We start from the raw sequence: 23,515 nt of genomic DNA on the forward strand, positions 1-23,515 counted from the left end.
ACTTCTCCATCTACAACCTCAAATACTTTTCCATGAGATTTTTGTGCATCTGTTTTTATTTGATTGAAATTTCCTCCGGCTTACTATATAACCAGTTTTACATTTGTAATATCCAGTTTTACATATCCACTTGTAAAAATTATTAATCCAAAGTATCATAATATTGTGAATTCATATTATATAGGAACATATAAGCATATTTAAATAATTAAATTTAATGGCTGGTATTATTATTACTTTTATTTATTGGGGGGATATACTGTGTTTGGAAATAAAGCAGATGAATGTATTCATATAATGACTGCATATATAGCAAGTATAAAAGAATACTATCTATTTATTGATACTCAGATGGAAAGTTTCATAAAAAAATATGGTGAACAAGTGGTAGAGTTTTGCTTGCACAGAGTAATGCTTTTGTTATGTAACTGTGGACTAGCATAAAACATAAATATTTTAAAAAGATAGCTTTAATTATATAAATAATATATAAACAAAAGTAGAGAACTCTAATACATAAAGTTCTCTTTTTTGTTTTTTAAATATATTTAATTCTATTTTTTAAAAATTAATCTTTAAGTGGTCCTATATGCCAATCTTGAAATAGATTTCCTTTTATTGTCATGGCATTATTAACATTTGCTCTTAACTCACCAACAGGTGTCCACACATCCATCACTTGACCATAAACATTGTATGCTCCATCTTTATACCAAATAGGTGTAAAATGAGCTTTTTGATTATATGTAGAGTACTTATTATTTTTTAGCTCAAATTTAGAGCTTAAGCCAGTTTGAATCCTTTGTAAAACTCTGTTATATGTTTCATATTTAAATTCAGGATATAAAGTATTTACGTTCTGAGCACCAGTAAAACTTGTTTCAGGAGCATCATAATTCATTTTTGAATCTACATTTACATTAAACCCATATCCTGATTTCATTTCTTTTCTATCAGATTTAGATGTAGGTACTTTTAAATCAGCTTTAACTTGCATATTAGCTGTCAAAGAAACATTGTAACTTAACCATTTCCATTCATACCAACCCTCATCAACCCATTCTCCTCCACCATCACCATCTGAATAATATACCCAATGTGGAACCCAATAACAATCCCATTCCCCATAGGTAGCATTAGTTTTCACATATGGGTTAGGCAAATTTGGAGTTTTAAAATTATCATTCCTGTCTTTTGCTTTAGGATCTGGTGGAACTTTTTCTTTTAAATCAACTACATTTGCAATTATGGTTGCTTTATCTGTAGTAGCATTTGAACTTACTTTAATAGTTATTTTCTCAGGAGTTTTTGGAGTATGCCATTTAACCCAAGCATATTGTTCACCGCCTCCTTTTGGGAGATATATGTTATTCATAGAATAATCTTTCCCCTTAATATTAAAAACCACTTTAACTGGATTTTTAGGTGTTCGATTAGATCCTTTTATCTTTATTGAAGTTATAACATCTGTATCTGTCCTATACTCATAATCACTTTGACCACCTTCATCTGGTTTAGATGGTTCTTCTGGATTAGGTGGTTTTACTGGAGGAATTACAACTTCATCATCTTCTTTTGGTTCATTATTAAAGTATACTATACCTAAACCTAGCATTTTAATTATTGTATCATCATCTTTTGCTTTTGCTCTATCTGTATCCGAAATACCTTTCCAAGCTTTGAAACCTAAATCATCTTTTTCTAAAAACATAGAGAGAGGTAAGTTTTTATGTGATATACTTGCTAATTTATTTCTTAGTTTATTACCACCGAGTTTTTTATTATACAATGCAGCCTCAGTTGCTGTCATAGCCATCTTATTTCCAGCAAATGTGAAATAGGCTATAGGCTCTAAAAGAACTTTATATTCCCCACCAGTCATTTCCTCATAGTCAATTCCAATCTGTTTCGCTATTAGTTGTTGAGTCCAATCATTACAAAAATATTTTTTTATTTTATTTATATCACTTTTTCCATATGTATTACTTGAAATAATAACAGGTAATTTTCGAGCAGGATTTGTGTATTCATAACTTTGTGATGAAAGACTTAATTGAGTTCCATTACGATATTCTATTTTATTTTTTTTCCCAAAATGAAACTTTATATTTGGCTTTCTATTGGTTAAATCAATAGATTTTCCAACTCTATCTTGAGTCTTTGCATCAACTATACTAACTCTTACACCTTCATCACCTGCTGTCCACTTATTATTTTTATTTCCACCACTTCCACTTCCTCCGCCACTTCCTCCATCTATATTTCCATCACCATCACCAAATGAACTTATTACTGAAATAAATATCATAAGAATACAAATAATCATTGAAATTATTTTTTTTTTCATCATAGTTCTCCTTAGATTTTATTTTTAAATAAAAAAATTATGAGATATAATATCTCATAATTTTTCATAGTTATATTGAATTTTGTGCTTTACATATCTCCAATAACCTTATCTGCATCTCCATTAGAATTACCTTCTTCGCCCTTGCTATCAGTAGGATTTTGTGGTCCAAAACCTGGGACATCAACCACTTCTTTATTTGAATCAGGTTTATTTGCTTTACCATTCACAGCATTTATAGCTTCTTCTATATCCTTATCATATACTTTCCCTAATGCAGTTACCTTAGCCGCTCCCTTTAATATTGCTTTATCACTACCTTTACCAACTAAAACAATTGGATTACTCTTAGCTATTGTTGATCCAACAAGTGAATATATTAAATGAGCTCCACTTGCTATATAAAATTCTTTAGGATCTTTATAAAAATATTTTATTACCTTTGTATTAGTTTCATATCTATCTATTCCACCTAATCTAGTTGAGTTAGTTTTCTCTACTAATTTATTACTCATACTTGTGTACCCACCAATAACAAAGCTTTTTATACCTTTAATATCAAAAGGAATAGTTTTTCCATCTGTAAGTATTATAGGAGATTTCTCCCTAACAGCTACTTGTGAAATACTCATAGCATCTGCTTCACCTTTAAAAGCATTTGTTAGCATGACTTTTTCTATTTTAGTCTTACTGTTTACTACTCTAGCTACATTATAACTAGTATCTATTCTATCATTACCACTTATTCTATGTATCTCTATGTTTTTATCAACTAATATTTTTTCAACTGACTCATTAACTGAATTCTTCCCTCCAACTATATATACTTTTTTAACTTTATCTAACCTTTTTAATGTATATGAAGGTATATTATCTTTTTTAACTAGTAATATTGGTGCATTTTCTACACCTGCTAAACCACTTGCACTTAATCCATCAGCTAATGTTCTATCTGTGTTTATAATTATTGCTGTACTGTAATTTTGTTTATCTGCTATAAGAGCAGCTGTTTCATATTCATCTTGTCCCTGAATTTTATCTATAGATGATAAAGCAAATGCATTAGATGAACTAACTGTGAATATCATTACTGACATTCCTAATGCCAATAGTTTTTTATTAATCTTCATAAAATTATCCCCCTTAATATGAATTACATATCCCCCACAACCTTATCAAAATCTCCACCAGAATCTACATCCTTACCATCAGTTTTAGTTGGTTTGCTAGGCCCAAAACCTGGTACATCAACTAAATCCGATTTATTATTATCAGATGGTTTATCATGGTTATTTGAATTATCTTCAGGTTTATTAGGTTTATTATCCTCAGAATCTTTAACAACTTCTGGATTAACTAACTTATTATTATTTGAAACTTTTGGTTTTGGTTCACTTTTTTTCTGAACTTCTTCTTTGGTAGGTCTATTGTTTTTAATTGTATTATTGTTAGTTATATTATCTATATTCTGAACTTTATTCTTTTTCTCAGAATCCTTTCTATCTTTTTCTTCTTGTATAGTACTTACATTATCCCTTAGATCAATAGTTGGAACATTTACACTTCTATTTTCTAAGTTATCATTATTAGAACTCTCATTATTTTCTATCTTGTTAAAACTTAATTGTGAAACCTTAGATACCTTCTTACCTAGTGTACTTATACTAAAAATTCCAGCACATCCAATTATGATACAAGCTACAACTAAAATAGATAGTTTGTTTGTTTTTATTATCTTTAAAAATTTCATATATTTCACTCCCTTTGATTTAGTTCATAGGAGTGATTACTTATTATATCTAGATGATAATCCATTTTTTACCATAAGTCAATAATTCCTAATATAAAAATTCACTCCTAACGTTAATATTTCACTCCTAGCGTTATTTTTTAACTCCTAGCGTTAATATTTCACTCCTATTGATATTTTCTTTTATAATAAGTATAATTAATTTATTATTAATTATTGGGGGGGATTTTAAATGATCAGAATAAAAATATCAGAATTGCTTGGTAAATGTAAAATGTCTAGAATAGAACTAAGTGAAAAAACTGGTATTAGACCTAGCACAATTACTGCTCTCTACAATGAAACGATTAAAAGAATTGATATTGATATGTTAGATAAACTTTGTGATGTATTTGATTGCAATATAGAAGACATAATTGAACATGTAAAAGATGTCGATTAATGTTATAATAATAATTAAGAAACTATATTCAAATATACATATTATAATGGTTTTAGCATCTTTCTTAAATAGAAAGGTGCATTTTTTCGTATGTCTTTTATTAAATAATGGCTTCAATGACACTATTGAAAGTTATATAAAATCTAATAAAAAAAATATATTTAACTAGAAATATAATTACTATCTACTTTTTCGTTTTTAGAATTAAATAAAAAAGATATGATATAAAATCGTATCAAATTTAACTTTTTGTGATATAATAAAAGCAAGAAGAATTACAATCTATTTTGCTTTAGAGTGGAGTTCTTTAAAAATGATTATTTTTTGAGTTTAAACATAAATTTAAACTCAACTCTCAGGTCACTCTTTCGCACAGAGTGGCCTTTTACTTTTGTAAATATTTTGCCAATCAAGCAAAATATTAAACTGGCAATAACACCAGCGAAAATATTAAGTAAAAATTCGTTCATACCTACACCTCCTTTCTTTCGGAGGTTATTTCTTTTGTTTGTATGAACTCCACTCTAATAGATTATATATTTTTCTTCTTGCTAAAAATATTATACCACTCTTTACCATAAATATCTAATTACTAAATTATTTTATATTTTTAAATAATTTAACCTTAAAATAAAGGAGTATATCCTGACACAGAATCTAAATTTATCTTTGTAGTCTCTGCTCTTGTAAATCCAAATGAAGGAGGTATTTTTAAAATAACTGAACCTCTTACTTCATACTTTTTAACTTTACTGCTATTATTTGGAGCTAGTTGTCTATTTGTTACTTCTACTTTTAAGTCTAAAAGTGTATACTCAACATTTGAATCATTATATTTTATGTAATGTCCTTCTTCTTCAGTTAATTTTAATGCTTCTTTCAGTTTATTCTCAACCTCTCCTCTATCAACATTCTCTTTCCATTCATCAGTTTTATTTAATTGATATGCAGCACCATATCCTTCTCTTAGACATGGATATGTTTCATCATAATTTTCTGTAGCTACAGCAATAAGAGACTTTTCAAAAGCATCTCTAACACCTTTAGTTATTAGTGCTAATCTTAAATATTCAGCACAAATACAAAAGAATATCATAATAATCACAACAATTATACATATTACTATAGAAGTCGCATTACCATCTTCTTTTTTTAAGATGTTCTTTATTTCCAATATGCCTCACTCCTTCCAGTCGCATTTGAAACCAAGGGTACTGGGAAAGAAGCGAAATCAAAGAAACTTAAATCCATTGTTTTTTTTACAGTCACCTTTATTTCTTCATTGAGCTGGACTTTGTTTGTTCCATTTATATACTTTGTTGACCATTCAATTCTATCTGGCTCAACTATACTCTTATTTAATTTTTCTATTTCATTATCAACATCCTGACCAACCTCCCCACTTATTTCTGCAATTCTAACAATCTCATTTGCATAGTGGTTTAATTGACTCTTTGCAATGATAACTGGTAACACATTAATTACAAGTCCAACTAAAAGTGCTACAATAAATATTATTATTATAATCCAAATAGATTCGTCTATAGCTCCTTTTTCATTTCTTATAGGCTGATATAAATCTTTTTTGCTTTTTAATATTTTTTTCATCCCAATCCTCCTTAAAAGAAATTGTTTAAGGATTTATAAACTTCAATGCCTAAAGCAACAAACATATTCATTATTAGACAACCAAGCATAAGCATTGTGTACTTTCCAATTTTACCTGGTCTTTTACTCGCAATAGCTTCCACTCTTTGTAATTTTAAATCATTTAACTTAGCAGCCAATTTTTGAAAATACATAATCTCATCATTACCATTTAACACACCCACTAGCCCTACTATTATTTCTGATAAATTTGAACTATTAACTCTACTTTCAAATCTAATTAAAGCTTCTTTCTGAGAGCTAGATTTCATATCAGCTAACGTAAATTTAAGTTCTTCAGCTAATGTTTCATTTGCTGTTTTTATATACTCAGAAATTATATATAAAAGATCTCTAGTTCCACTTAATTCTATTGCTAATGTTGATGCGAATTCTGCAAGTTCATAATCAATTCTTTTTATTTTATCTGCAACAATTCTATCTGCTCTTTTCAGCTCTTGAAAAATAGAATAAATAGAAAGAGCTATCCAAATAATACATCCTTTTGGATAAATTATATAAGTTGGAATTGTAAGAGAAAGAACAACACAAGAACTTACAAAAGCATTTGCAATATAAGTTTCTGGAGTTAAGTTTATATTAGCTGATTTCAAGGTCAATAATAGTTTTTTTCTTTTATACTCATTAATCTTTACAAATTTTGATACTCTCATTGCTACTTTCGTAGTTAAATCATCTAATGTTTTCTTTTTTTTGTTTGAATTTATAACTGATGATACAGTTTTTGAATATCTTGCTCCTGGCATATTTAGTATTCCAGCTAAAATCATATAAATACTAAATACAAATAAAGAGAAACAAATTAATAGTATCAATTAATCACCCCCCTTATTCATTTATTGATTTATAATCAATTGGTTTTATCAGTTTACTAATTTGTATAATGGAGAAAAACGTTAATGAAACAGTAATACAAATAGAAATTTGTCCTGGTAATGTGTACATTAAATTTTTAAACCAATTTATATTTAAAAATTTCAACATAAAAATTGAGCCATATAATATAAATGTCATAGTTAAAAAACTTTTTGCTGGCCCCATTAATTTACTATTTACTTTTTCATTTAGTATCTTTACATTTGAAAACTTACTTACAGTTGCTCTAAGTGGAGACTTTAGTGTTCTATTAGTTTGACATTGTATAACTCTATTTACCCATTCTACAAATATGTCATTATCAATACTATCTCTTAATTCTTCTAATGCTTCTTTTATATCAGGAGATAGTTTAATTTTATATAAACATTTTCTAAATATATTTTCTAAAAGAGGATTAAAACAGTCAATATTCTCCTCTATAGCTAGTATTATATCCTCATTTCTTAAATAAGAATTTGTAATCATAGATAAACCACTTTCTAACTCATCATTTAATTGCCTCTCATATGAATTAGCGGTTATCTTTATATATAAAAATGGCAACATCCCAAATCCAAATGCTAATATTGGTATTAAAAATATATTGCCTATGCTAAGTGCTAGAAATATCCCTACTATCATTAATACAATAGCAATGATACATATATTTGAGAATTTTCCCTTACTTTGAGTCCGTTCTAAGATATTACTAGTATCTTTTATTAAGCGCTTTATTCCCTTCTCTTTCTTTTTGCCTGTTAGAATTTCTACTTTATCACTAATAGAAGGTGATTTTTGCTTTCTTTCAAATATGGATACTATTTCTCTTAAAAATTCAATAGGAGATATATTCAATAATGTAAATATTCCTCCCATAATCACTAAAAATAAAAATATATTTGAGAATCCCATTAAAAAACCTCCTTTCAATTACATAAATCAGATACTTCATAATAATTTAACATTTTATTTAATTCTTTTTCTGTAATCCCATTTTCAAGTAAACGTTTTTGAATATTCTCAGAAATATTATTTACCTTTTCAAAATATCCTGTGATTACTTTCTTATTTCCTTCAAGTTTTATACCAGTTCTAACAAAATGAAATAATGTTTTAAACTCACGTTTTCCATCTTCATGAACAATGCACTCTGTTATTTCCATTATTTTTCTTGATTTATCTTTCAATTGTTTTACAAAACATGCAATAGGAAAAGCTTTAGTTACATTTTTCATTAGAGTATCATCATCCATATTTGACTTCGTCTTACACAAATCTAACATTCTTGAATAAACATCAATACAAGAGTTTGCATGTATAGATGTAATAAAAGGATTACCTGTATTAGCGGCTTTTTGTACTTCAAATGCTTCTCTACCTTTCATCTCAGAAATCACCAAGTAATCTGGGTTCATTGTAAGAGAAAACTCTAATAATTTTTCTTGGTCTATATCCTGCTTAGGGTCATCACTATGTCTTGTCCTTAGGTGTATTACTTCATTTATTACCTTACCATTTTCATCTCTCTTGACCATATCAAACTCTCTAACATCTTCTTCTATTGTTATTACTCTATCATCATTATCTACAGATTCTTTGACTAATGAATCTAGAAGAGTTGTTTTTCCAGAATTAGTTGGTCCTACTATACACATACTTGCTCCATATTTAAAGAGTCTCTGCATGATATAAAATATTTCTGCTGTTCCTGTACCAAACTTTATAAAATCATCTATTTTTAGCTTCTGAGGGTTTATAATACGAATAGATACAGCAAGACCCTTACTCTCATCAATTAAACCGTACCCTAGAGCTGTTATCCTTATTCTCTCTGATAAATGTCCTCTTACACCAGGTTGAGCATTGTCAAATACCATATGAGACATTTGTAACATTCTTTTAATAACATCTATTGCATGTTTTGGATTATTAAATGATTCTTTTGTAAATTCCTTATGCCCATCTTTGAACGTAATTCTAGTTGAATCCCATTCATTTATATTTATTTCTTCAACATCATTTCTATAAAGATAGTTATCTAAAAAATCGAATCCTAACATTCCAGATAGTAGTTTATCAATTAATTCTTTCTCAGATAATCCTTTTACCTTATAAGAATAATCAGTAACAAATTTTTCAACAAATGGTCTTACTGATTCTCTTTGCTCCAATATATTTTTTCCTGCCATAATTGAAAAGCACTTATCTAAAATATAACTTTGAGTTTCCTTTAATACATCTGAAAATTCTTTTTCTTCCTTATCTTCATTCAAGAAATTTTTAAGAATTTGTCTATCACCAAAAGCCATTATTTATTTCTCCATGATTTACATTTTTTTATATCATCCTCATTTTTTAAGGTACTGGCTAATTCATCAACAGTTTTGTTGTATTGACTCTTTTTCTTACTAAGTTCCTGAAATAAATCTCCAGATAGAGTTTGCTCTCTTATTTCTTCAAGATAAGGTAATTCGTATTTTATTCTATATATTTCTTTTACTTCCCTTACTGATTCATCTTCCTTGAAATTTGATAGCACATTTATATGTTTATTTATTTTAAATTTCTGTAACATCAATAATTGTAAATTAGAATCAAAATAAGATATAGCTTTTAAACTAGGTTCTACAAGCCTAAAAATAGTATCAGAGTATTCTAGAACTGTAGATGTCAATAAGTCTGTAAAAAAATAACTTGTACAATCCACAATAATATAATAAGCCATGTTTTCCAATGTTCTAAACAGTTCTAATACCCTTTCTATATTATATTGTGCATAGGTTGATACATTTTCTCTCTGTTTGTATCCCAATATATTTATATATTTGTTTTTCCCATTTATTAAATTTGTTAAAATTACTTCTTCTGATAAAATTGGAGCTGACAACACATTTCCTAATGACTTGTCTTTAATTTTTTCATTCGGTAAAATAGTATTTATTGAAGGACAGATTAAATCAGAAAAAACTAAAATTACATCTCTCTTTTCCTCTGCTAGTTTTTTTGCTAACTTTATACTAAAAGTAGTTTTACCTGAACTTGGGCTTCCCCAAATAGCAATTGTTTTACCTTTCATTTCTATTCCCCTATTCTTTTATTGGTGTAGTCATGTTTCTTGATGCCAATAAATTTATTGTTTCTTCTTGTTTTTTTATAAATTTTTCAGCATTATTAGTTGTACCACGATACACTAGTGTTACATGCATTTTGCTATTTTCTTCTAGCGTAGCTAGTAACTTAGCTTGGATATCATTTACTTGCACTGTAATAGTTGTCGGAAGCTCATTTTCTTCTTCATTTCCTTTTTGTACTTTTTCATCATTCTTATCAGAACCTTTTGCATTAGTAACAGCTAATACTCTTACATATTGCAACTCAGCAGGTTTTAGAGTTTCTTTATCTTCTCCATAATCAGCAGCTAAAATTGATATAATATCTCCTGTTTCTAGCTTTCCTGATAGTCCAGCCGCAAAATTTTTTATTGTAAAAGATATGGCTTGATTCTTACCATCTAATCCATATAAATATTCATTTTCAGCCACACGATTTTTTGAAATCTTTGTAGTCAACACATTATCATCTTTGTTAATATCTGTTATTGCATACTTCCCAACAACACTATCTTTTGTTTTAATACTTGTCTGAGGTAAACTCTCAGAATCTGTTGTTTTAATTTCCCTAACTTTTGTGGAGCTTATTTTTTCTCCTTTTTTTATTTCTTGTGTTGCTCTAACAAAGGTTGTTTGTGATTTCATTTTCTGTAAATATGGAGAAACAAAACAAATGTATACACCTATTAGTAATGCAGAACAACCAATTATTATTCTTTTTGTCGCTAATTTCATATTTTTCCTCCTATAATAAATATGATAAAAAACACCCTACAGAAATGTAAGGTGCTAAAGCAATACCATTTTTATATGTATCACGATTGATTGCAAATGCCAAGATTAAGCTAATTAGAATAAAAATTAAAACTTCTATACCTTTAAACCCAATTAAAAATCCACTACTTCCCATAAGCTTTATATCCCCTCCTCCAATACTTCCATTTTTCAATATTGCTGATAAATAAAGAGGTAACGCAAATAAAAATAAATTTATTATAGATAAATATAAATTCATTTTTATAAAGGATACAAATAATATCAATACCTGTATTTTATTAGGTATTAATTTTGTTCTATAATCTACATAACTAGCATAGATTAATATTTGAGCATATAAAAAACCTTTTATTATTAATGCTATATTATTAATATGTTTAAATAGGCTTATGATTAATAAATATTCTATTAAAAGTAATATCATTTTTTGCTCTTTGCTTAACACAATTTTTTCACCTGTTGGCAGAAATTTTAAATCATAGAAATAACTGAATATGCTATTAGAACTAATATTATTGAAAGACATAATATAAAATCCTATCCAAACATATTTACAATTGTAGATTGTGCTTTTGGTAAAATAACATCTTGTAACGCTCCAGTTGCCCAAGCTAACATCAGTCCACCTAAAAACACTGCAATAACTACCCAAATAGCCTTAGATACATTTTCATCCATACCAGATTCATTATTTAATACTTCTTTTAGATGTCTTTCTATACACATTATTTTTTGTCCTATATAGGATTCTAAAAAAGTATTTCTTTGTTTTCTTTTTTCTTTTTGAAATAATAAATTCTCCATGTCTATCCTCCTTAAGTTTTAAAATATATATAAAAAAGCATCTCTAGAAAATGCTTTTATTAACACATATACTTGTTGTAAAGAAATTTACTTCATACAAATCATGAATTAGCTAAGTACTCTTAAGATTTTTCAAACATTTCTATTATTTTTTCTTGTATAATGGGAGATGTGTATTCTATTGCTTTTCTTCCCAGTAAAGGTCCTAGTAAAATTAAAAATAAAATTATTATACATCCAATAATTGCTCTCTGACGTTCTGACAAACACCTCTTCTTTTTGTCCTTACTTAAATCAATATTTTTCTTTTTATCTTTCATATAAATCTCACCTTTTTCAATCTAAAATTTTCTTAACTATACACAAAATTAATGTTATAAATGTAAGTACAGCTGCCAAACATAATAAAAACCCTAATATTCCCTCAAAAAACGAACAAGCAGTATGTGCTAAGTTTACTACCATATTGTTTATGATGTCTCTATCATCCCTAAGAAAAGTTGCTCGTTTATCCATAATTTTATTTATGCAAAGAAGTACTAAACATAGAAACACAGCCAATGCTGAAAAAAAAACAGGTTTAATAAAATCCAAAAAATCTATCCAAAAATATTCTATACGTTCCTTGATCTTTGTACCTATACTGCTCAGTATTTGAAATATACTCTTTTGTTCACAAACAACTTTTTCTTTAATAGTTTTATAATCAGACTCATCTTTTTTTATTTCCACCATAATCCCCCCTACATACTAATATCTTGTATATACAAATTCTTATCTATAAAGTAAAAAGGAAGATAGGTATTCTATCTTCCTTCATTAATATTTAGCTAAGTTTTTTTATTCAAATAAAAAAGCTCTTAATATAGATACTTTTTCAATGTGTAAAATATAGGGGTGAGATGGCTTTAAGCCACCTCAATTTGTTATGAAAAACCAAAAAATGAACCTGTATATGACATCTATTACTAGATGTCATATATAGTCTCACTTTCATATTCATGTATATTTGCATATGTGTTTTTATAACTTATATTTTATCTATCATTCTTCATCACTATATTTATTATTAAAACTAATATCACAAAAATTTGCACCCCAACAATGTTAGCAAATGATTTAGGATCTGTTAGTACTGGTAAAATCATAAGAAAGATTAATAGAATAGCAACTTTTATATAATCAATTATACTATGCTTTTTAGATGTATTTTCTTTAACTGTTTTTTCATCATCATTCATGATTTATATTCCTCCAATAATTTATAATTTTATTTTTTAATAAAATGATAATATAACTATAAGTCAGCTATCTGTTTGATATAAAAATAAAAACTTTCTTAAACCACTTATAGGAGCTACCTTTCTTTATGTCTTTAATATTCTCTGAAATATATCCCTTTGATTTATATATAATACTATCCATTTCTTTAGATACAAAATTTATAGAATTCTTTTTTTAAGGTTCATAATTATTCTCCCTTCAATATAAATGCAAATGTATCAAAATTAAAAAACACCCCAAATGGATGCTTGATAATTAAACTTATTTTAGATTGAAAAAACATAAATCTAAAACAAATCAAGTGTAATTGATGTTGCCTTTGCTAAACACTATCTCTATTATTGGGTTTCAGTATTGAAAAATACCTTATCTATGTTTTTATTACTTTATTTTTAATTTAAATTTTTTATTTGAATATGTAAAAGAATAATGATCATAAAAGGCATTACTATTCTTTTTATATCTATTTCAGATATAGCCACAACTAATAAATCTCCTGCTTCATGAAATGTTTTTGAATCTATCAAATATAAGGTAATACCAAATATAATTGAAGCAACTACTATAATACAATCTTTCATATTAGACTCCTTATAAATAAATATTTCGTACTTTAGAAAACTCTTCTGATAATATTTTTTCTATTATCTTAAAATACAATGCATTCATAGTTTCTGCACAATACAATTTAGAAATAATAATTTTTATATTTTTATTATCTATCAAGAAAGTAATCAAATCCTCTTTATCAAGTAAGTCATTTTCATTTAAGATAGTGCTGTTTCCAAAGCTTTTAGAATCCTTCAATGATAAAATTGTCTCATTATATATATTTATTAATGCCTCATAAGCTCCCTCTTCATCACAAAAAAATTCAATACTATTTTCGTAAATTTCTTCAAGTGAGTATTCACATAATCTTCTATAGTCTAATTCTACAACATTGTGTTTAAAATGATATTCAACTTTTTCTAATATATAATTTACTTCTTTTTCTATATCTATATTTGAAAATAATTTAACTTTCTGCAAGTAATTTAATTTTAAAAATATATAGTTTGAGCCCACATATTTTATATTATACATATAGATATCATCTGTCATTTTTAAGCCTTTTTTGTGCAATACAATATTTACTTTCCATTTTATTTGTTCTATAGCTTTTATCTTTTTTTCATCTATTTTGACCAGTAATAATCCTAATAAAATTGAAGCTAAAGAATAAAAAAACAGTAAAGCTCCTATTATTGAATATACTATTTTAAATTTTTCTGGAGTAAATGTAAATTTTGTAACAAAAATTAGAGCACAGCCCATAATAAAACTGAGCAAAGTATATTTCCCATATTCTGGTTCAAGCAAAATAACATCCCCTTTCAAGTGCTTACTTATAATACTTGTTTAGCTTTGCTCTAAAAAATCTTCTATATTTTGTGTCCTAATAAGGGAAAATTTATCTTTAAAGTTAAAAAAAGCCGACATCCTAGTCTTTATAAATAAAAAACTTATGAAATTTGGATCAGCTGTATTTAAGATTTCTCCAACATAAGATGTTATTATATCTCCTATACTTGTTTTTATAAAAGAAAATATTTCATTTGAATTATCAAAGACAATTAAGTATTCAGCATTTTTTTCTCCAAACAAATAATTTTCATTAATAAAAGTAAGAATATTTAGTAATAGAACACCTAATATTTTTTCATCATCAACTAAATTTAATTTATTAAAAGCAATAAATTCATTATTGTGTACATGATTTATATTAGAATGTATATTTAGTAAATGCCCATAATTATCTATTATTTTATTAAGTTTCAAAATAATTGTATCTATAACATTTATTCTTATGTTTAATATGTCTTTAATACTATTTAACTCTTTAAATACTTCAAATACCTTTTCTTTATTTGGAGATTGCATACAGTTTATCATTCTATGTGTTCCTTCTATATATTTTAAATAATTTAGAAAATCAGATAAAATAGGGTATTCATTTTCTTTATATTTTGTACACTTTTTTATATCTATTCCAAAATATTCATAAAATTTAGTTAGTAATATATCTAAACTAGTTAATTCTTCTTCTGTGTATTCACTTACTAAAATACAATACATTCTTTGTATCTTTTTTAAATGAGTGCCAAATGAGAATATATCAAAATCTTTTATTGTTGAATAAATTTGCAATGGATTTATTATTTCTTTATTCTTATCAACTTGTACTACTCTAACATCTTTTATATCATTAAATTTCGCAGATTCTGTATTTACTAGTATTATTTTTTTGCCTAATTTTATTTGTTCATAAATAATATCTTTTCCAGATATTTTGTTTTCATTTTTTATTTCACTATTCATTTTATATGCTAAATTCATTAAAATCCCCCCAAAATTATAATTAATTTTACTCACTTTACTTATATATCTCCTTCTTCCAATTCATCAAGAATCAAAGATACTTCAGTACTTAAAACAGAAGCATAAATAAGCACTCCTAAAAAAGCTATAGCTATTGTTAAAGCAACAAACATAAATTAATCACCTCAGTTTTTTATAATAAAAAAAGGTATCCCATAATTGGAATACCTTTTAAACAACAATTTATTTTAAACCAGGAAATCTACCATAACTCACAGGCCCTTTTCTCATGTCTGTTATTCTAACATCTTTTCCTGATTCTGGAGCTTCTATAACTTTTCCTCCTCCAATATACATTTGAACATGATGCACATTCCAAGGATTTGTTAAAGATTGGCCTTTTTCATGTACAAATACAAAGTCACCTGGTTGTAGTTGTTCAAATGATATAGGTGTTGATGCTGCACATTGTGCTTTAGAAGTTCTAGGCAATCCTTTAACTCCTGCTTGATTGAAACAATATAGCATAAGACCACTACAGTCAAAAGAATTAGGTCCTTCTGCTGCCCACAAATATGGTTTACCAAGTTGCTTTCTCATAATTGAAATAATCCTATTAACCTTTTCTGAACTAGAACCACCTGATATACTTGTATTTCTAAATTCTATAGCATAATGATAAACTTTATTTGGATAGTCATGAGGAGCTTTATCTAAATTTACAGACATACCCCTTCCTTGTCCAACATTATATAATACAAATGCTCTTCTCAAAAGGTCTTTAAATTTAGGATCATTTTCATCACTATCCCACTTTATTTGATTGACATATTCGTTGGTATTATAATTCTTTTTATTTGGACAAGCTATTCCTGTCATACTTTCTAATCTAAATAAAGCATAGTTAAAATAGAATCTTGCCTCAAATGCACCTGCAATTATCTGAGCTCTTGCATCTTTTAAAAAAATACCCCACATTTGCTCTGAACTAGAAAAAGAATATCCTGCTTGTTTAAATAAATCACCCATGCCTTTTCTCATATGTTCAGCCCATATATCACTTCCATCAGTATCATATTTTTGAAATTGCATTATTCCATATGCTCCTCCATACTGACAATTAGGGTTAAAATTACTCTCTTGTTTTGCAAATCCAGCTAATATCCAATTTGGAAGACCTGTTAATTGAGATGCTTCATCAAAGAATGATGCTAATTCTTCTGGAACCCCTACAAGCTGTCCCCATTGACCTCCTCCATAATATGGTGCAAGTGTATTTCCAAATAACCAGTTCCATTTTTTATCTGAACCAGAATTTATAATCATACCAATAACCATATCAACATCATTTTTCCCAACATGATTTTCTTTAATTAATATTTCTCTAAAATGGTCATATGGTTCTCCTTCAGCTTCCTGTGAAGCTAAAACTGGCTTTGTTATTTCTATTCTTTCATCAGAATCTATTGTTGTAGTTTCTGTTTTTATTTCATATGTATATTTATTAGTATTGTAAATTGAATTTGCATAGTCTAATAAATATACTGTATCAACAGTTTCCTCAACCCTTTCTACATATCTTTCATCATTACCTTCACCAACTTTTTCCTTATAAAAACGTCTTGTTATTATTTGAGCTTCTGAATATTTTAAATCAGGTTTTAATGTTTTGTCTACTATTTCATCAACTTTTTTCTTTAATTGTTCAACACTACTTTTTGAAGATACCTGACTATTACTTACTAAAAATCGCAAATATTTCTCTACGTGTTCAGCTCTTAATAAATGTTGGCTATCTAAAAAATAATAGTCTTTAGATGTGTATTGTGCTACTTTTTCATCTATATAAGTTTGAACTTCTTTAGTTTCTTCAGAGGATAAATTAGGAGTTATTTTATCACCTGTAAATAATTCAAATGTTGCAGATAATAATATTAGTATTAATACAACAAAAGCACCATAAGGAACCATTATTTTAAACATTAGCTTTTTAAATTTATTTTTAGCAATACCTTTTACTAACTCTAATCCCTTTTCAAACAAAGCTTTCATCCTCCCCTTAAATAAAAAAGTTAACTATATTAACTCTATAAACTATCCTTAAGTAAAGAATCTAGGCTATTGTCCTTCTTGCTACTTGCTAAAAATTTAGATGCACTGTCTATATCACCTTTTGAAATATTTTCATAAAAATGTTCTTTGTCAGGTTCAGTTACACTGCTGTTAAACATAGCTGTATCAAAAATTTGTTCAGCTTTTCCAGTTGCTTGTATTATATCTAAATTATTACCTGGTTTCTCCATTATATTTCCAGCTATTGAATTTATTGTATCAATTCTAGCTGACTCTACTTGCCCCATATTTCTTTTATCATTTATTGCAGAGAATATAAATCCATCATCTTTATTACCATAACTGTCTTTCTTAGATAAGTTATTGAAGAACATACCTTGAATAGCTCTTTCAGCGTTACTAGGGTTTTTGAACGCAATATCTGGTTCTTTTTCTGGAATAGTTTCTATATTCTTCTTCAATTCATCTCCATTTTTTGAGCTATCTAGTTTATCCATTCCAAAGTTATACTCATCATCACTAGTACCACTATTTTTTTCTAATGAATCATCATCTTTCGGTATTTCATTTTCCATATTATCTAAAGGTTTTATATTATTATCATCAAGAGAGTTTATATTATCATCTAAGCCTATATCACCATAGCTTGATTCCATATCTGCATCATATCTATTTTGCTCTTCCGCAGGATCATTTCCTCTATTAAATTTATTTCCTATTCCACCATCTACTGCTCTATCAGCCATTTTTGCCATTTTATTAAAATTACCTTCTTTATCACCATGTCCCATAAGACCTTCTAAAGCTTCCAATGTTCCTGCTGTTCCTGCTGTAGAAGCTTTGAATGCTGTTACCATACCTGATATTGCTCCTAGAGTCCCTTTTGTAAATCGCCTAGCTTCTCCATATTCATCTATTCCAGATAACTTAGCAAAATATCCCTGTACAGAATTTCTTAAGACATCAGATAATTTTATAGTTAAAGTAAGACCTATTAAAATAAATAGTAGTGATGAAGTTGCTGAGAAAAACAATGAAAATACTACAAATACTATAGAGTAACATAGTCCTGTTATTGCATTACTTAATATCTCTCCAAACCAAATTTCAAATGCATTTATGTTCTTGTTAATTCCCCATAAGGCAGAAGCAACAGGTGTAAAAACAAACATAATACCTAAAACCCATGTTCTAACCATAAAAACAATATTTACTCTCAATGTTAAATAAGCGAAATAAACTTTTATTATCGCTGTAGTTAAAACATTTCCAGTTTTAAGTTCATCTAATATAGAATTAGACATTGTTACATGGCTAAAAGACTCATTTAAAATTGATGTTAAAAAATTTGAAAAGACTATTATCCCATTAACTAAAACTGGACCTCCTGCTATTATTAGGCAAACAAAAACCCATCTTTGTAAACTTTCCTTTGTGTCTATCTCTTGTCTTTCATCAACTGAACCTTTTATAACTCTTACAGCTGTAAAGAATACCATTAATATAAGTAAGACATAAGCTACTTTTTGAACTATTCCGTATCCAAAAACTAGATGTGACCATTGTTCTTTTGTAAATATATTTAAATCTTTTGCAAATATTAATTCTTCTAATGTCTTTGTCCCTAGTAATTTTTCTTGTATAAATCCATCACCAGAAAAAATAAATTTAGTTATAGAATCTAATAAGAAAGCTATTCCATTTGCAAGGAAACTATCTTCATCTTCTAGATCTTTAATAAAATTAAGCTCTGATGATTTGAATTCAGAGCCTCCTGTTGTACCCATATTTACAATTATATCTTGTAAGAAACCTGCTAAACTTAGCATAAGACCTAGCATTAAAGCCCCTAATACCAGTTTTGTTGTTCCTTGCATTAAGATAGTCCTTTTATCATAGTCATTTTTATATATTATTAGCTTATATATGAGTATAGCTAAACTAATTGTAATCAGTATCACTCCTGCATATTGCAGTATATCAACTAAAGCTTGAATTTGTTCACTCATTTTAATAACCCTCCATTTTCATATTTTAAGTCTCTGCAAACTCTTTTTCAAAGTTGAATAAATCAATCTGAGCTAAGATGTTTCCAACTTCTGTAACAAGTATACATTGCCCTTTTGAAAATGAAGGTATTCTTTTCCGAGCTTGTTCTGGAAGTCCAAAAAACTTGGTTATTTCTTTTGCTAATGACGCATCTTGTTTGAATATTATTTTTGTAGAACAAAGATTTATTATTGCCTTACCAGCCTCTTTAGTTAAGAACTCTCCAATTGCCTGTGTACTTATAATTAGGCTTATCCAGTATTTTCTTCCTCTTCTTGAGAAATCTTCAAGTAAAGCCAAACTAGCTTCATGTTGAGCGAATTTCCAACCTTCATCTATCCATACATTCTTTTGTATTCCTTTATATTTCCAGTCTGAAAATAAGCCCCATAACCAACTTAAAATTGTAGTCATAGCGAAAAATTTACTGAACTCATCAAGCTGTTTCAAACAAAAAACAATAAGTTTCTTTCGTTTGAATCTAGATATTTCTTCACTTGTCTCACAGTCGAACATAGCCATTACACCATCACCAGTTATTAGTTGCATAATATCAGATACTTCATCAAGATTTTTATTTTTTTCCATAGTAGCTTTTAAATCACTAAGTATAGGTAACCTTTTCTTTTTATTGTTTTCCATCAATGAATCTGGCTCTATACCTATTCCTCTATCAGAATATACTTTTTTAATAGCATCTTGTACTCCTGTTATTTCTGTACCAACTAATCCTTTACCATTTCTATATTGTTTTATAAAGTTATTTATAAGATTAGTTATCTCAACCATTTTCTCATAGATTGGTACTGTTCTTCTTCCATTTTCATCTTCTTCAACAGATAGTTCTAAAGGATTTATTCCGATTTTTCTACCTGCTTTTATATGAAGATAATTGCCACCAAACTTTTTATTTATCTTCTCATATTCATTCTCCATATCAAACACTGCGTTCCATTCACCTAGTAACGCTCCTCTACCCATAAAGACCTTCATGAATGTTGATTTACCTGAACCTGGCTTGCCACAAATATATAGATTAGGATTTGAGTATAATTCACTTTCTTTTATGTGCTTTTTCTGACATAAGAAATTATCTAAAATTAAAGTAGAATTTGTTTGTTCATTTCTTCCAATGTACTTTCCTTCTGTATGATTTAGATGTGTACATCCACTTGGTACTAGACAAGCTGTTCCACCAGTAGTCATATTCCTTTTATCTTGCATATAGTTAAAAGAATTAAATGGAAGAGTTGTTAAAAATGCATCTCTTTGATCATAAAATAAGACCTTTACAATTATTCCAGTTTTTTCACATGCCTCTATTATCATGCTTGTCTTATTCTCTAAATCAGCTAGATCATTTGACCACAACTTCATTAGATTTTGAGTATGATATAATTTATCTGAATTGGTTTCTATTAGCATTCTTAAATTATCTATGTTTTTAGCAGCTTCTCTCTTATCATAATCAACTGTTCCAGTACTTTTATACTCCAGTTTTATATTTGACATTATTTTTGAATATTGATTTTTCAAGGATTTACTAAGAGTAGTTTCATCAAGCTTTTTAACTATTGATAATAACTCCATATTTTCTATACAACACAAATTATTCAATGTACTTATATTCATATTCTTAGGAAATGCTTGAATAGACAACATTCTTATATAATTGTTTCTATCAAGCTTTATGTAGTCTTCCTTTTCTTCAAAAATATTAGGTTTTATAATATCATATATAGTCAATCTGCCTATTTCTAGAAATTGCTCATCTTTTTTATTCTGTTTCTTTTTTTTGTCTTTTTTCCTATTTTTTACGAGCTTTTTTTCTTCTTCTGGTGCTAGATTTTCAGTTGACTCTACTTTTATTAAATCTTCTTCTGATAAAATACTAATATCCGCATCATTATAATCTTCATGTTCTTTTCTTAAAATTCCTAATCCTTCTACATATTCTGAAAATATACCTTTCTCTATCAGATCTTCTACAATAAAATCTTTACCTTTATTAAATTGGTTGTGAAAAAATTCTATAATATCAATACCTTTAACTGTAGATACTCTGAAGTTAGTATCATTTAAAGCTCTCACCACATAATTTACTTTTCCTTGTAATTCCTTTAAAGCTCTTTCTTGAATGGGATGATTTGGAGTTACAATATATATATAATTATATTTTGTATCACTATAAATTCCATTTTCCAAAGCAGAAAATTCATTGTACAATTCCTCTTTGTATTTTTTAAGGAAATCACTTGATTCATTATTATCCATTTTTTTGTCTATAAATTCTTTGTAATGTTTGAAATCTTGCTTTTTATTACTACGAGCATATTTAATAGGAAAATTCAGACCAAAGCTATATGATATTAGTACATTTTCAAATTGTTTTATATCATCTTCAGACAATAATGCTACATCAGTCGTTGAAATTTTTAATATCACAGAATAACCATATTTACTTTTTATTATTGTATTGTTCAAAACTTCCTGAATTCCTATAATTTCATCCATGAGCTTTATCTTTTTATCTTGTTTCATTTTCTTAACAGTCTTTTGATCTATCAAATCATATGTTGTTGTCTTTTGTTTAAAATCCATAGAAACCTCCTATTCATCAGATTATTCATAATGTTTTATTACTTTTTTTCTAAATAAATACTTAACTCTAAGTAGTACATATGAATCTAAATACAATCCATTTATTCTTACAAAGCTGAATGTACCAGATATCGCCAACATAAAAGCTTCAAATAAAAATACCATTAAAATATTTAGAAAATTTATTGTTGTTACTCCATTTTCTAAGTAATTAACGAATAGTTGTGGTCTTTGTATTATTATCATAAAAAAACCAACTGGAACAGCGAACCAGATGGCTTGACGTAAAGATAACTTTCCACCAATTATTTTATCTTCAAAGCTTAAATCGAAAGGTATTTGAAAATTAGTCATATAAACCTCCTTTACAAAAAATAAAAGGCTTAAAGCATGAGCTTTAAACCTTTTATTAATTTACTTCATAAATGAACCAGTTAAGAATCCTACAGCTGATGCTGCAAATCCTATTACAGCTATACCACCAGCTATATTCATTATCTTAGACATAGATTCTTGTCTTTGTTCTTGACGCTTAGATACCATTAATGAAATTCCTGCTATGCATAAACTTACAAGTGCAGTAACAGCACCACCTACTTGTGCTATTTTTTGAATTGTAGGAATAATTTGATCTCCTATTGATTCTGCTGAAGATGATGGAATCCCAGATAGACCTGGAACTAAGAATAGATTTACAATTCTATTGCTACTAACTAAATATAACCCAGTTAACATTGTGATAACTCCACCAAACTGAATAAATTTATGTTTAAATAATATATTTTTATTTTCAGTTAACTCTGTTGAATCTAGTAAGACATCTTGTTTTAAAAATAATTCTTTTATTCTATTTATTGTCATTTTATTACTTCCTTTCTAACCCTTCAAAATTAGCGTCGCCAAGTATCCAATCATTGGAAAATATACACCTGTTAAAATAACACCTATTATTGTGAACTTAATATTTTGTAATACTTCTACTCTTTCATCTGATCTATTCAAAGTCATTAATTTAATTCCTGCATAACATAAACCAGTTACAGCTAAGACTAAAGCAATAACAGTAACTGGGCTTTTAGCAACTGATAAAAATAAATTTGTGAATTTTAAAGCATCAGCTCTTACTTCTAACAATTAAATCACCACCCTACATGTTTTCAATCAAATCATCTACAGAACATTTATAAATTGATATAACTTTTTCTTTAGTAAACATTTCATTTGGCTTAGTATCAAGAAAAACAACCTCATTTGGTTTTGCATTAACTAATTGTGCTACAGTATAACCTAAGAATTTTATATTTTTAGCAATAATGAAAATAGTTTTTATTTTAACATCACCATTTTCATCTTTAACTAGTTTTTTAGCTTCTTTGACCATTAACATCTAT

General features: G+C 27.5%; 28 protein-coding genes. 2 read left to right on the forward strand and 26 right to left on the reverse strand.

The features are described 5' to 3' along the window. The first annotated feature begins 261 nt into the window (after nucleotides 1–261). Nucleotides 262–444, forward strand: a complete 183-nt coding sequence (locus ACTG45_RS20355) for a hypothetical protein (RefSeq protein ID WP_021382331.1) — start codon at nucleotides 262–264, stop codon at nucleotides 442–444. Between the two features lie 124 nt (nucleotides 445–568). Here ACTG45_RS20355 and ACTG45_RS20360 read toward each other — a convergent pair whose 3' ends face one another. From ACTG45_RS20360 to ACTG45_RS20370, 3 genes are all read right to left on the reverse strand, one after another. After that, entirely contained in the window at nucleotides 569–2,347 is a 1,779-nt protein-coding gene (locus ACTG45_RS20360; protein ID WP_021382330.1) for a DUF8193 domain-containing protein, read from the reverse strand. Between the two features lie 89 nt (nucleotides 2,348–2,436). Continuing rightward, on the reverse strand, nucleotides 2,437–3,477 hold the full coding sequence (locus ACTG45_RS20365) for a cell wall-binding repeat-containing protein (RefSeq protein ID WP_021382329.1): 1,041 nt from the start codon (nucleotides 3,475–3,477) through the stop codon (nucleotides 2,437–2,439). A gap of 23 nt (nucleotides 3,478–3,500) precedes the next feature. Beyond that, on the reverse strand, nucleotides 3,501–4,097 hold the full coding sequence (locus ACTG45_RS20370) for a hypothetical protein (protein WP_021382328.1): 597 nt from the start codon (nucleotides 4,095–4,097) through the stop codon (nucleotides 3,501–3,503). Between the two features lie 232 nt (nucleotides 4,098–4,329). Between ACTG45_RS20370 and ACTG45_RS20375 the strand changes: the two genes are divergently transcribed. Next, complete coding sequence (locus tag ACTG45_RS20375; protein ID WP_021382327.1) at nucleotides 4,330–4,539, forward strand: helix-turn-helix domain-containing protein; 210 nt, start codon at nucleotides 4,330–4,332, stop codon at nucleotides 4,537–4,539. A 317-nt stretch (nucleotides 4,540–4,856) separates the two neighbouring features. Here the strand turns inward: ACTG45_RS20375 and ACTG45_RS20380 are convergent, their stop codons facing one another. The 23 genes from ACTG45_RS20380 to ACTG45_RS20490 all read right to left on the reverse strand — a co-directional run bounded on the left by ACTG45_RS20380 (nucleotide 4,857) and on the right by ACTG45_RS20490 (nucleotide 23,511). Then, complete coding sequence (locus ACTG45_RS20380; protein ID WP_044211832.1) at nucleotides 4,857–5,009, reverse strand: type I toxin-antitoxin system toxin; 153 nt, start codon at nucleotides 5,007–5,009, stop codon at nucleotides 4,857–4,859. A 155-nt stretch (nucleotides 5,010–5,164) separates the two neighbouring features. Further along, nucleotides 5,165–5,713 (reverse strand): hypothetical protein, encoded by a 549-nt coding sequence (locus ACTG45_RS20385; RefSeq protein ID WP_021382326.1) that lies wholly within the window; start codon nucleotides 5,711–5,713, stop codon nucleotides 5,165–5,167. Beyond that, on the reverse strand, nucleotides 5,704–6,147 hold the full coding sequence (locus tag ACTG45_RS20390; RefSeq protein WP_021382325.1) for a DUF4320 family protein: 444 nt from the start codon (nucleotides 6,145–6,147) through the stop codon (nucleotides 5,704–5,706). The genes ACTG45_RS20385 and ACTG45_RS20390 overlap by 10 nt, the downstream gene beginning before the upstream one ends. 11 nt (nucleotides 6,148–6,158) lie before the next feature. Further along, on the reverse strand, nucleotides 6,159–7,022 hold the full coding sequence (locus tag ACTG45_RS20395) for a hypothetical protein (RefSeq protein WP_021382324.1): 864 nt from the start codon (nucleotides 7,020–7,022) through the stop codon (nucleotides 6,159–6,161). Nucleotides 7,023–7,035: 13 nt separating this feature from the next. Next, a complete protein-coding gene (locus ACTG45_RS20400) occupies nucleotides 7,036–7,977 on the reverse strand; it encodes a type II secretion system F family protein (RefSeq protein ID WP_102822232.1) in 942 nt (313 codons plus the stop codon). Nucleotides 7,978–7,991: 14 nt separating this feature from the next. Continuing rightward, nucleotides 7,992–9,374 carry an ATPase, T2SS/T4P/T4SS family gene (locus ACTG45_RS20405; protein ID WP_021382322.1) on the reverse strand — a complete coding sequence of 461 codons (1,383 nt, stop codon included), beginning with the start codon at nucleotides 9,372–9,374 and terminating at the stop codon, nucleotides 7,992–7,994. Further along, entirely contained in the window at nucleotides 9,374–10,141 is a 768-nt protein-coding gene (locus ACTG45_RS20410) for a CpaE/TadZ family protein (protein ID WP_102822233.1), read from the reverse strand. Before ACTG45_RS20410 ends, ACTG45_RS20405 begins: the two co-directional genes overlap by 1 nt. 10 nt (nucleotides 10,142–10,151) lie before the next feature. After that, the gene (cpaB, locus tag ACTG45_RS20415; RefSeq protein ID WP_021382320.1) at nucleotides 10,152–10,910 is read right to left on the reverse strand and encodes a Flp pilus assembly protein CpaB; all 759 of its coding nucleotides are present in this window, start codon (nucleotides 10,908–10,910) and stop codon (nucleotides 10,152–10,154) included. 10 nt (nucleotides 10,911–10,920) lie between these two features. Further along, nucleotides 10,921–11,478: a prepilin peptidase gene (locus ACTG45_RS20420; RefSeq protein ID WP_021382319.1), complete on the reverse strand. Its 558-nt coding sequence runs from the start codon at nucleotides 11,476–11,478 to the stop codon at nucleotides 10,921–10,923. 11 nt (nucleotides 11,479–11,489) lie between these two features. Continuing rightward, nucleotides 11,490–11,756: a hypothetical protein gene (locus ACTG45_RS20425; RefSeq protein WP_102822234.1), complete on the reverse strand. Its 267-nt coding sequence runs from the start codon at nucleotides 11,754–11,756 to the stop codon at nucleotides 11,490–11,492. A 122-nt stretch (nucleotides 11,757–11,878) separates the two neighbouring features. Further along, complete coding sequence (locus tag ACTG45_RS20430; RefSeq protein ID WP_054275995.1) at nucleotides 11,879–12,076, reverse strand: hypothetical protein; 198 nt, start codon at nucleotides 12,074–12,076, stop codon at nucleotides 11,879–11,881. A gap of 16 nt (nucleotides 12,077–12,092) precedes the next feature. After that, complete coding sequence (locus ACTG45_RS20435; RefSeq protein ID WP_102822235.1) at nucleotides 12,093–12,488, reverse strand: hypothetical protein; 396 nt, start codon at nucleotides 12,486–12,488, stop codon at nucleotides 12,093–12,095. A 305-nt stretch (nucleotides 12,489–12,793) separates the two neighbouring features. After that, nucleotides 12,794–12,997, reverse strand: a complete 204-nt coding sequence (locus tag ACTG45_RS20440) for a hypothetical protein (RefSeq protein ID WP_021382315.1) — start codon at nucleotides 12,995–12,997, stop codon at nucleotides 12,794–12,796. Between the two features lie 435 nt (nucleotides 12,998–13,432). Further along, nucleotides 13,433–13,621: a hypothetical protein gene (locus ACTG45_RS20445; protein WP_102822236.1), complete on the reverse strand. Its 189-nt coding sequence runs from the start codon at nucleotides 13,619–13,621 to the stop codon at nucleotides 13,433–13,435. Between the two features lie 10 nt (nucleotides 13,622–13,631). After that, nucleotides 13,632–14,402, reverse strand: a complete 771-nt coding sequence (locus tag ACTG45_RS20450) for a hypothetical protein (RefSeq protein WP_102822237.1) — start codon at nucleotides 14,400–14,402, stop codon at nucleotides 13,632–13,634. A 39-nt stretch (nucleotides 14,403–14,441) separates the two neighbouring features. Beyond that, complete coding sequence (locus tag ACTG45_RS20455) at nucleotides 14,442–15,419, reverse strand: hypothetical protein (RefSeq protein WP_102822238.1); 978 nt, start codon at nucleotides 15,417–15,419, stop codon at nucleotides 14,442–14,444. A gap of 225 nt (nucleotides 15,420–15,644) precedes the next feature. Beyond that, nucleotides 15,645–17,444 (reverse strand): C40 family peptidase, encoded by a 1,800-nt coding sequence (locus ACTG45_RS20460; protein WP_158245589.1) that lies wholly within the window; start codon nucleotides 17,442–17,444, stop codon nucleotides 15,645–15,647. Between the two features lie 44 nt (nucleotides 17,445–17,488). Further along, nucleotides 17,489–19,483, reverse strand: coding sequence for a hypothetical protein (locus ACTG45_RS20465; protein WP_102822240.1), 1,995 nt, complete (start codon nucleotides 19,481–19,483; stop codon nucleotides 17,489–17,491). A gap of 25 nt (nucleotides 19,484–19,508) precedes the next feature. Further along, nucleotides 19,509–22,124: a VirB4 family type IV secretion system protein gene (locus ACTG45_RS20470; RefSeq protein ID WP_102822241.1), complete on the reverse strand. Its 2,616-nt coding sequence runs from the start codon at nucleotides 22,122–22,124 to the stop codon at nucleotides 19,509–19,511. 21 nt (nucleotides 22,125–22,145) lie between these two features. Further along, nucleotides 22,146–22,478, reverse strand: coding sequence for a PrgI family mobile element protein (locus ACTG45_RS20475; RefSeq protein ID WP_021382306.1), 333 nt, complete (start codon nucleotides 22,476–22,478; stop codon nucleotides 22,146–22,148). A 60-nt stretch (nucleotides 22,479–22,538) separates the two neighbouring features. After that, the gene (locus ACTG45_RS20480; protein WP_021382305.1) at nucleotides 22,539–22,985 is read right to left on the reverse strand and encodes a hypothetical protein; all 447 of its coding nucleotides are present in this window, start codon (nucleotides 22,983–22,985) and stop codon (nucleotides 22,539–22,541) included. Nucleotides 22,986–23,000: 15 nt separating this feature from the next. Then, nucleotides 23,001–23,258 carry a hypothetical protein gene (locus ACTG45_RS20485; RefSeq protein WP_021382304.1) on the reverse strand — a complete coding sequence of 86 codons (258 nt, stop codon included), beginning with the start codon at nucleotides 23,256–23,258 and terminating at the stop codon, nucleotides 23,001–23,003. A gap of 13 nt (nucleotides 23,259–23,271) precedes the next feature. Beyond that, nucleotides 23,272–23,511 (reverse strand): hypothetical protein, encoded by a 240-nt coding sequence (locus ACTG45_RS20490; RefSeq protein ID WP_021382303.1) that lies wholly within the window; start codon nucleotides 23,509–23,511, stop codon nucleotides 23,272–23,274. Nucleotides 23,512–23,515 lie beyond the last annotated feature (4 nt).

The organism is Clostridioides sp. LIBA-7602 (assembly GCF_056688945.1).

Excerpts from the sequence above, each read along its gene's own strand:
- ACTG45_RS20475 (WP_021382306.1), bottom strand. The coding sequence starts at position 22,478 with ATGACTAATTTTCAAATACCTTTCGATTTAAGCTTTGAAGATAAAATA.
- ACTG45_RS20360 (WP_021382330.1), bottom strand. The coding sequence starts at position 2,347 with ATGAAAAAAAAAATAATTTCAATGATTATTTGTATTCTTATGATATTT.
- ACTG45_RS20425 (WP_102822234.1), bottom strand. The coding sequence starts at position 11,756 with ATGGAGAATTTATTATTTCAAAAAGAAAAAAGAAAACAAAGAAATACT.
- cpaB (WP_021382320.1), bottom strand. The coding sequence starts at position 10,910 with ATGAAATTAGCGACAAAAAGAATAATAATTGGTTGTTCTGCATTACTA.
- ACTG45_RS20390 (WP_021382325.1), bottom strand. The coding sequence starts at position 6,147 with ATGAAAAAAATATTAAAAAGCAAAAAAGATTTATATCAGCCTATAAGA.
- ACTG45_RS20405 (WP_021382322.1), bottom strand. The coding sequence starts at position 9,374 with ATGGCTTTTGGTGATAGACAAATTCTTAAAAATTTCTTGAATGAAGAT.
- ACTG45_RS20470 (WP_102822241.1), bottom strand. The coding sequence starts at position 22,124 with ATGGATTTTAAACAAAAGACAACAACATATGATTTGATAGATCAAAAG.
- ACTG45_RS20375 (WP_021382327.1), top strand. The coding sequence starts at position 4,330 with ATGATCAGAATAAAAATATCAGAATTGCTTGGTAAATGTAAAATGTCT.
- ACTG45_RS20400 (WP_102822232.1), bottom strand. The coding sequence starts at position 7,977 with ATGGGATTCTCAAATATATTTTTATTTTTAGTGATTATGGGAGGAATA.
- ACTG45_RS20440 (WP_021382315.1), bottom strand. The coding sequence starts at position 12,997 with ATGAATGATGATGAAAAAACAGTTAAAGAAAATACATCTAAAAAGCAT.
- ACTG45_RS20490 (WP_021382303.1), bottom strand. The coding sequence starts at position 23,511 with ATGTTAATGGTCAAAGAAGCTAAAAAACTAGTTAAAGATGAAAATGGT.
- ACTG45_RS20365 (WP_021382329.1), bottom strand. The coding sequence starts at position 3,477 with ATGAAGATTAATAAAAAACTATTGGCATTAGGAATGTCAGTAATGATA.
- ACTG45_RS20430 (WP_054275995.1), bottom strand. The coding sequence starts at position 12,076 with ATGAAAGATAAAAAGAAAAATATTGATTTAAGTAAGGACAAAAAGAAG.
- ACTG45_RS20455 (WP_102822238.1), bottom strand. The coding sequence starts at position 15,419 with ATGAATTTAGCATATAAAATGAATAGTGAAATAAAAAATGAAAACAAA.
- ACTG45_RS20480 (WP_021382305.1), bottom strand. The coding sequence starts at position 22,985 with ATGACAATAAATAGAATAAAAGAATTATTTTTAAAACAAGATGTCTTA.
- ACTG45_RS20465 (WP_102822240.1), bottom strand. The coding sequence starts at position 19,483 with ATGAGTGAACAAATTCAAGCTTTAGTTGATATACTGCAATATGCAGGA.
- ACTG45_RS20410 (WP_102822233.1), bottom strand. The coding sequence starts at position 10,141 with ATGAAAGGTAAAACAATTGCTATTTGGGGAAGCCCAAGTTCAGGTAAA.
- ACTG45_RS20370 (WP_021382328.1), bottom strand. The coding sequence starts at position 4,097 with ATGAAATTTTTAAAGATAATAAAAACAAACAAACTATCTATTTTAGTT.
- ACTG45_RS20380 (WP_044211832.1), bottom strand. The coding sequence starts at position 5,009 with ATGAACGAATTTTTACTTAATATTTTCGCTGGTGTTATTGCCAGTTTA.
- ACTG45_RS20445 (WP_102822236.1), bottom strand. The coding sequence starts at position 13,621 with ATGAAAGATTGTATTATAGTAGTTGCTTCAATTATATTTGGTATTACC.
- ACTG45_RS20420 (WP_021382319.1), bottom strand. The coding sequence starts at position 11,478 with ATGTCTTTCAATAATATTAGTTCTAATAGCATATTCAGTTATTTCTAT.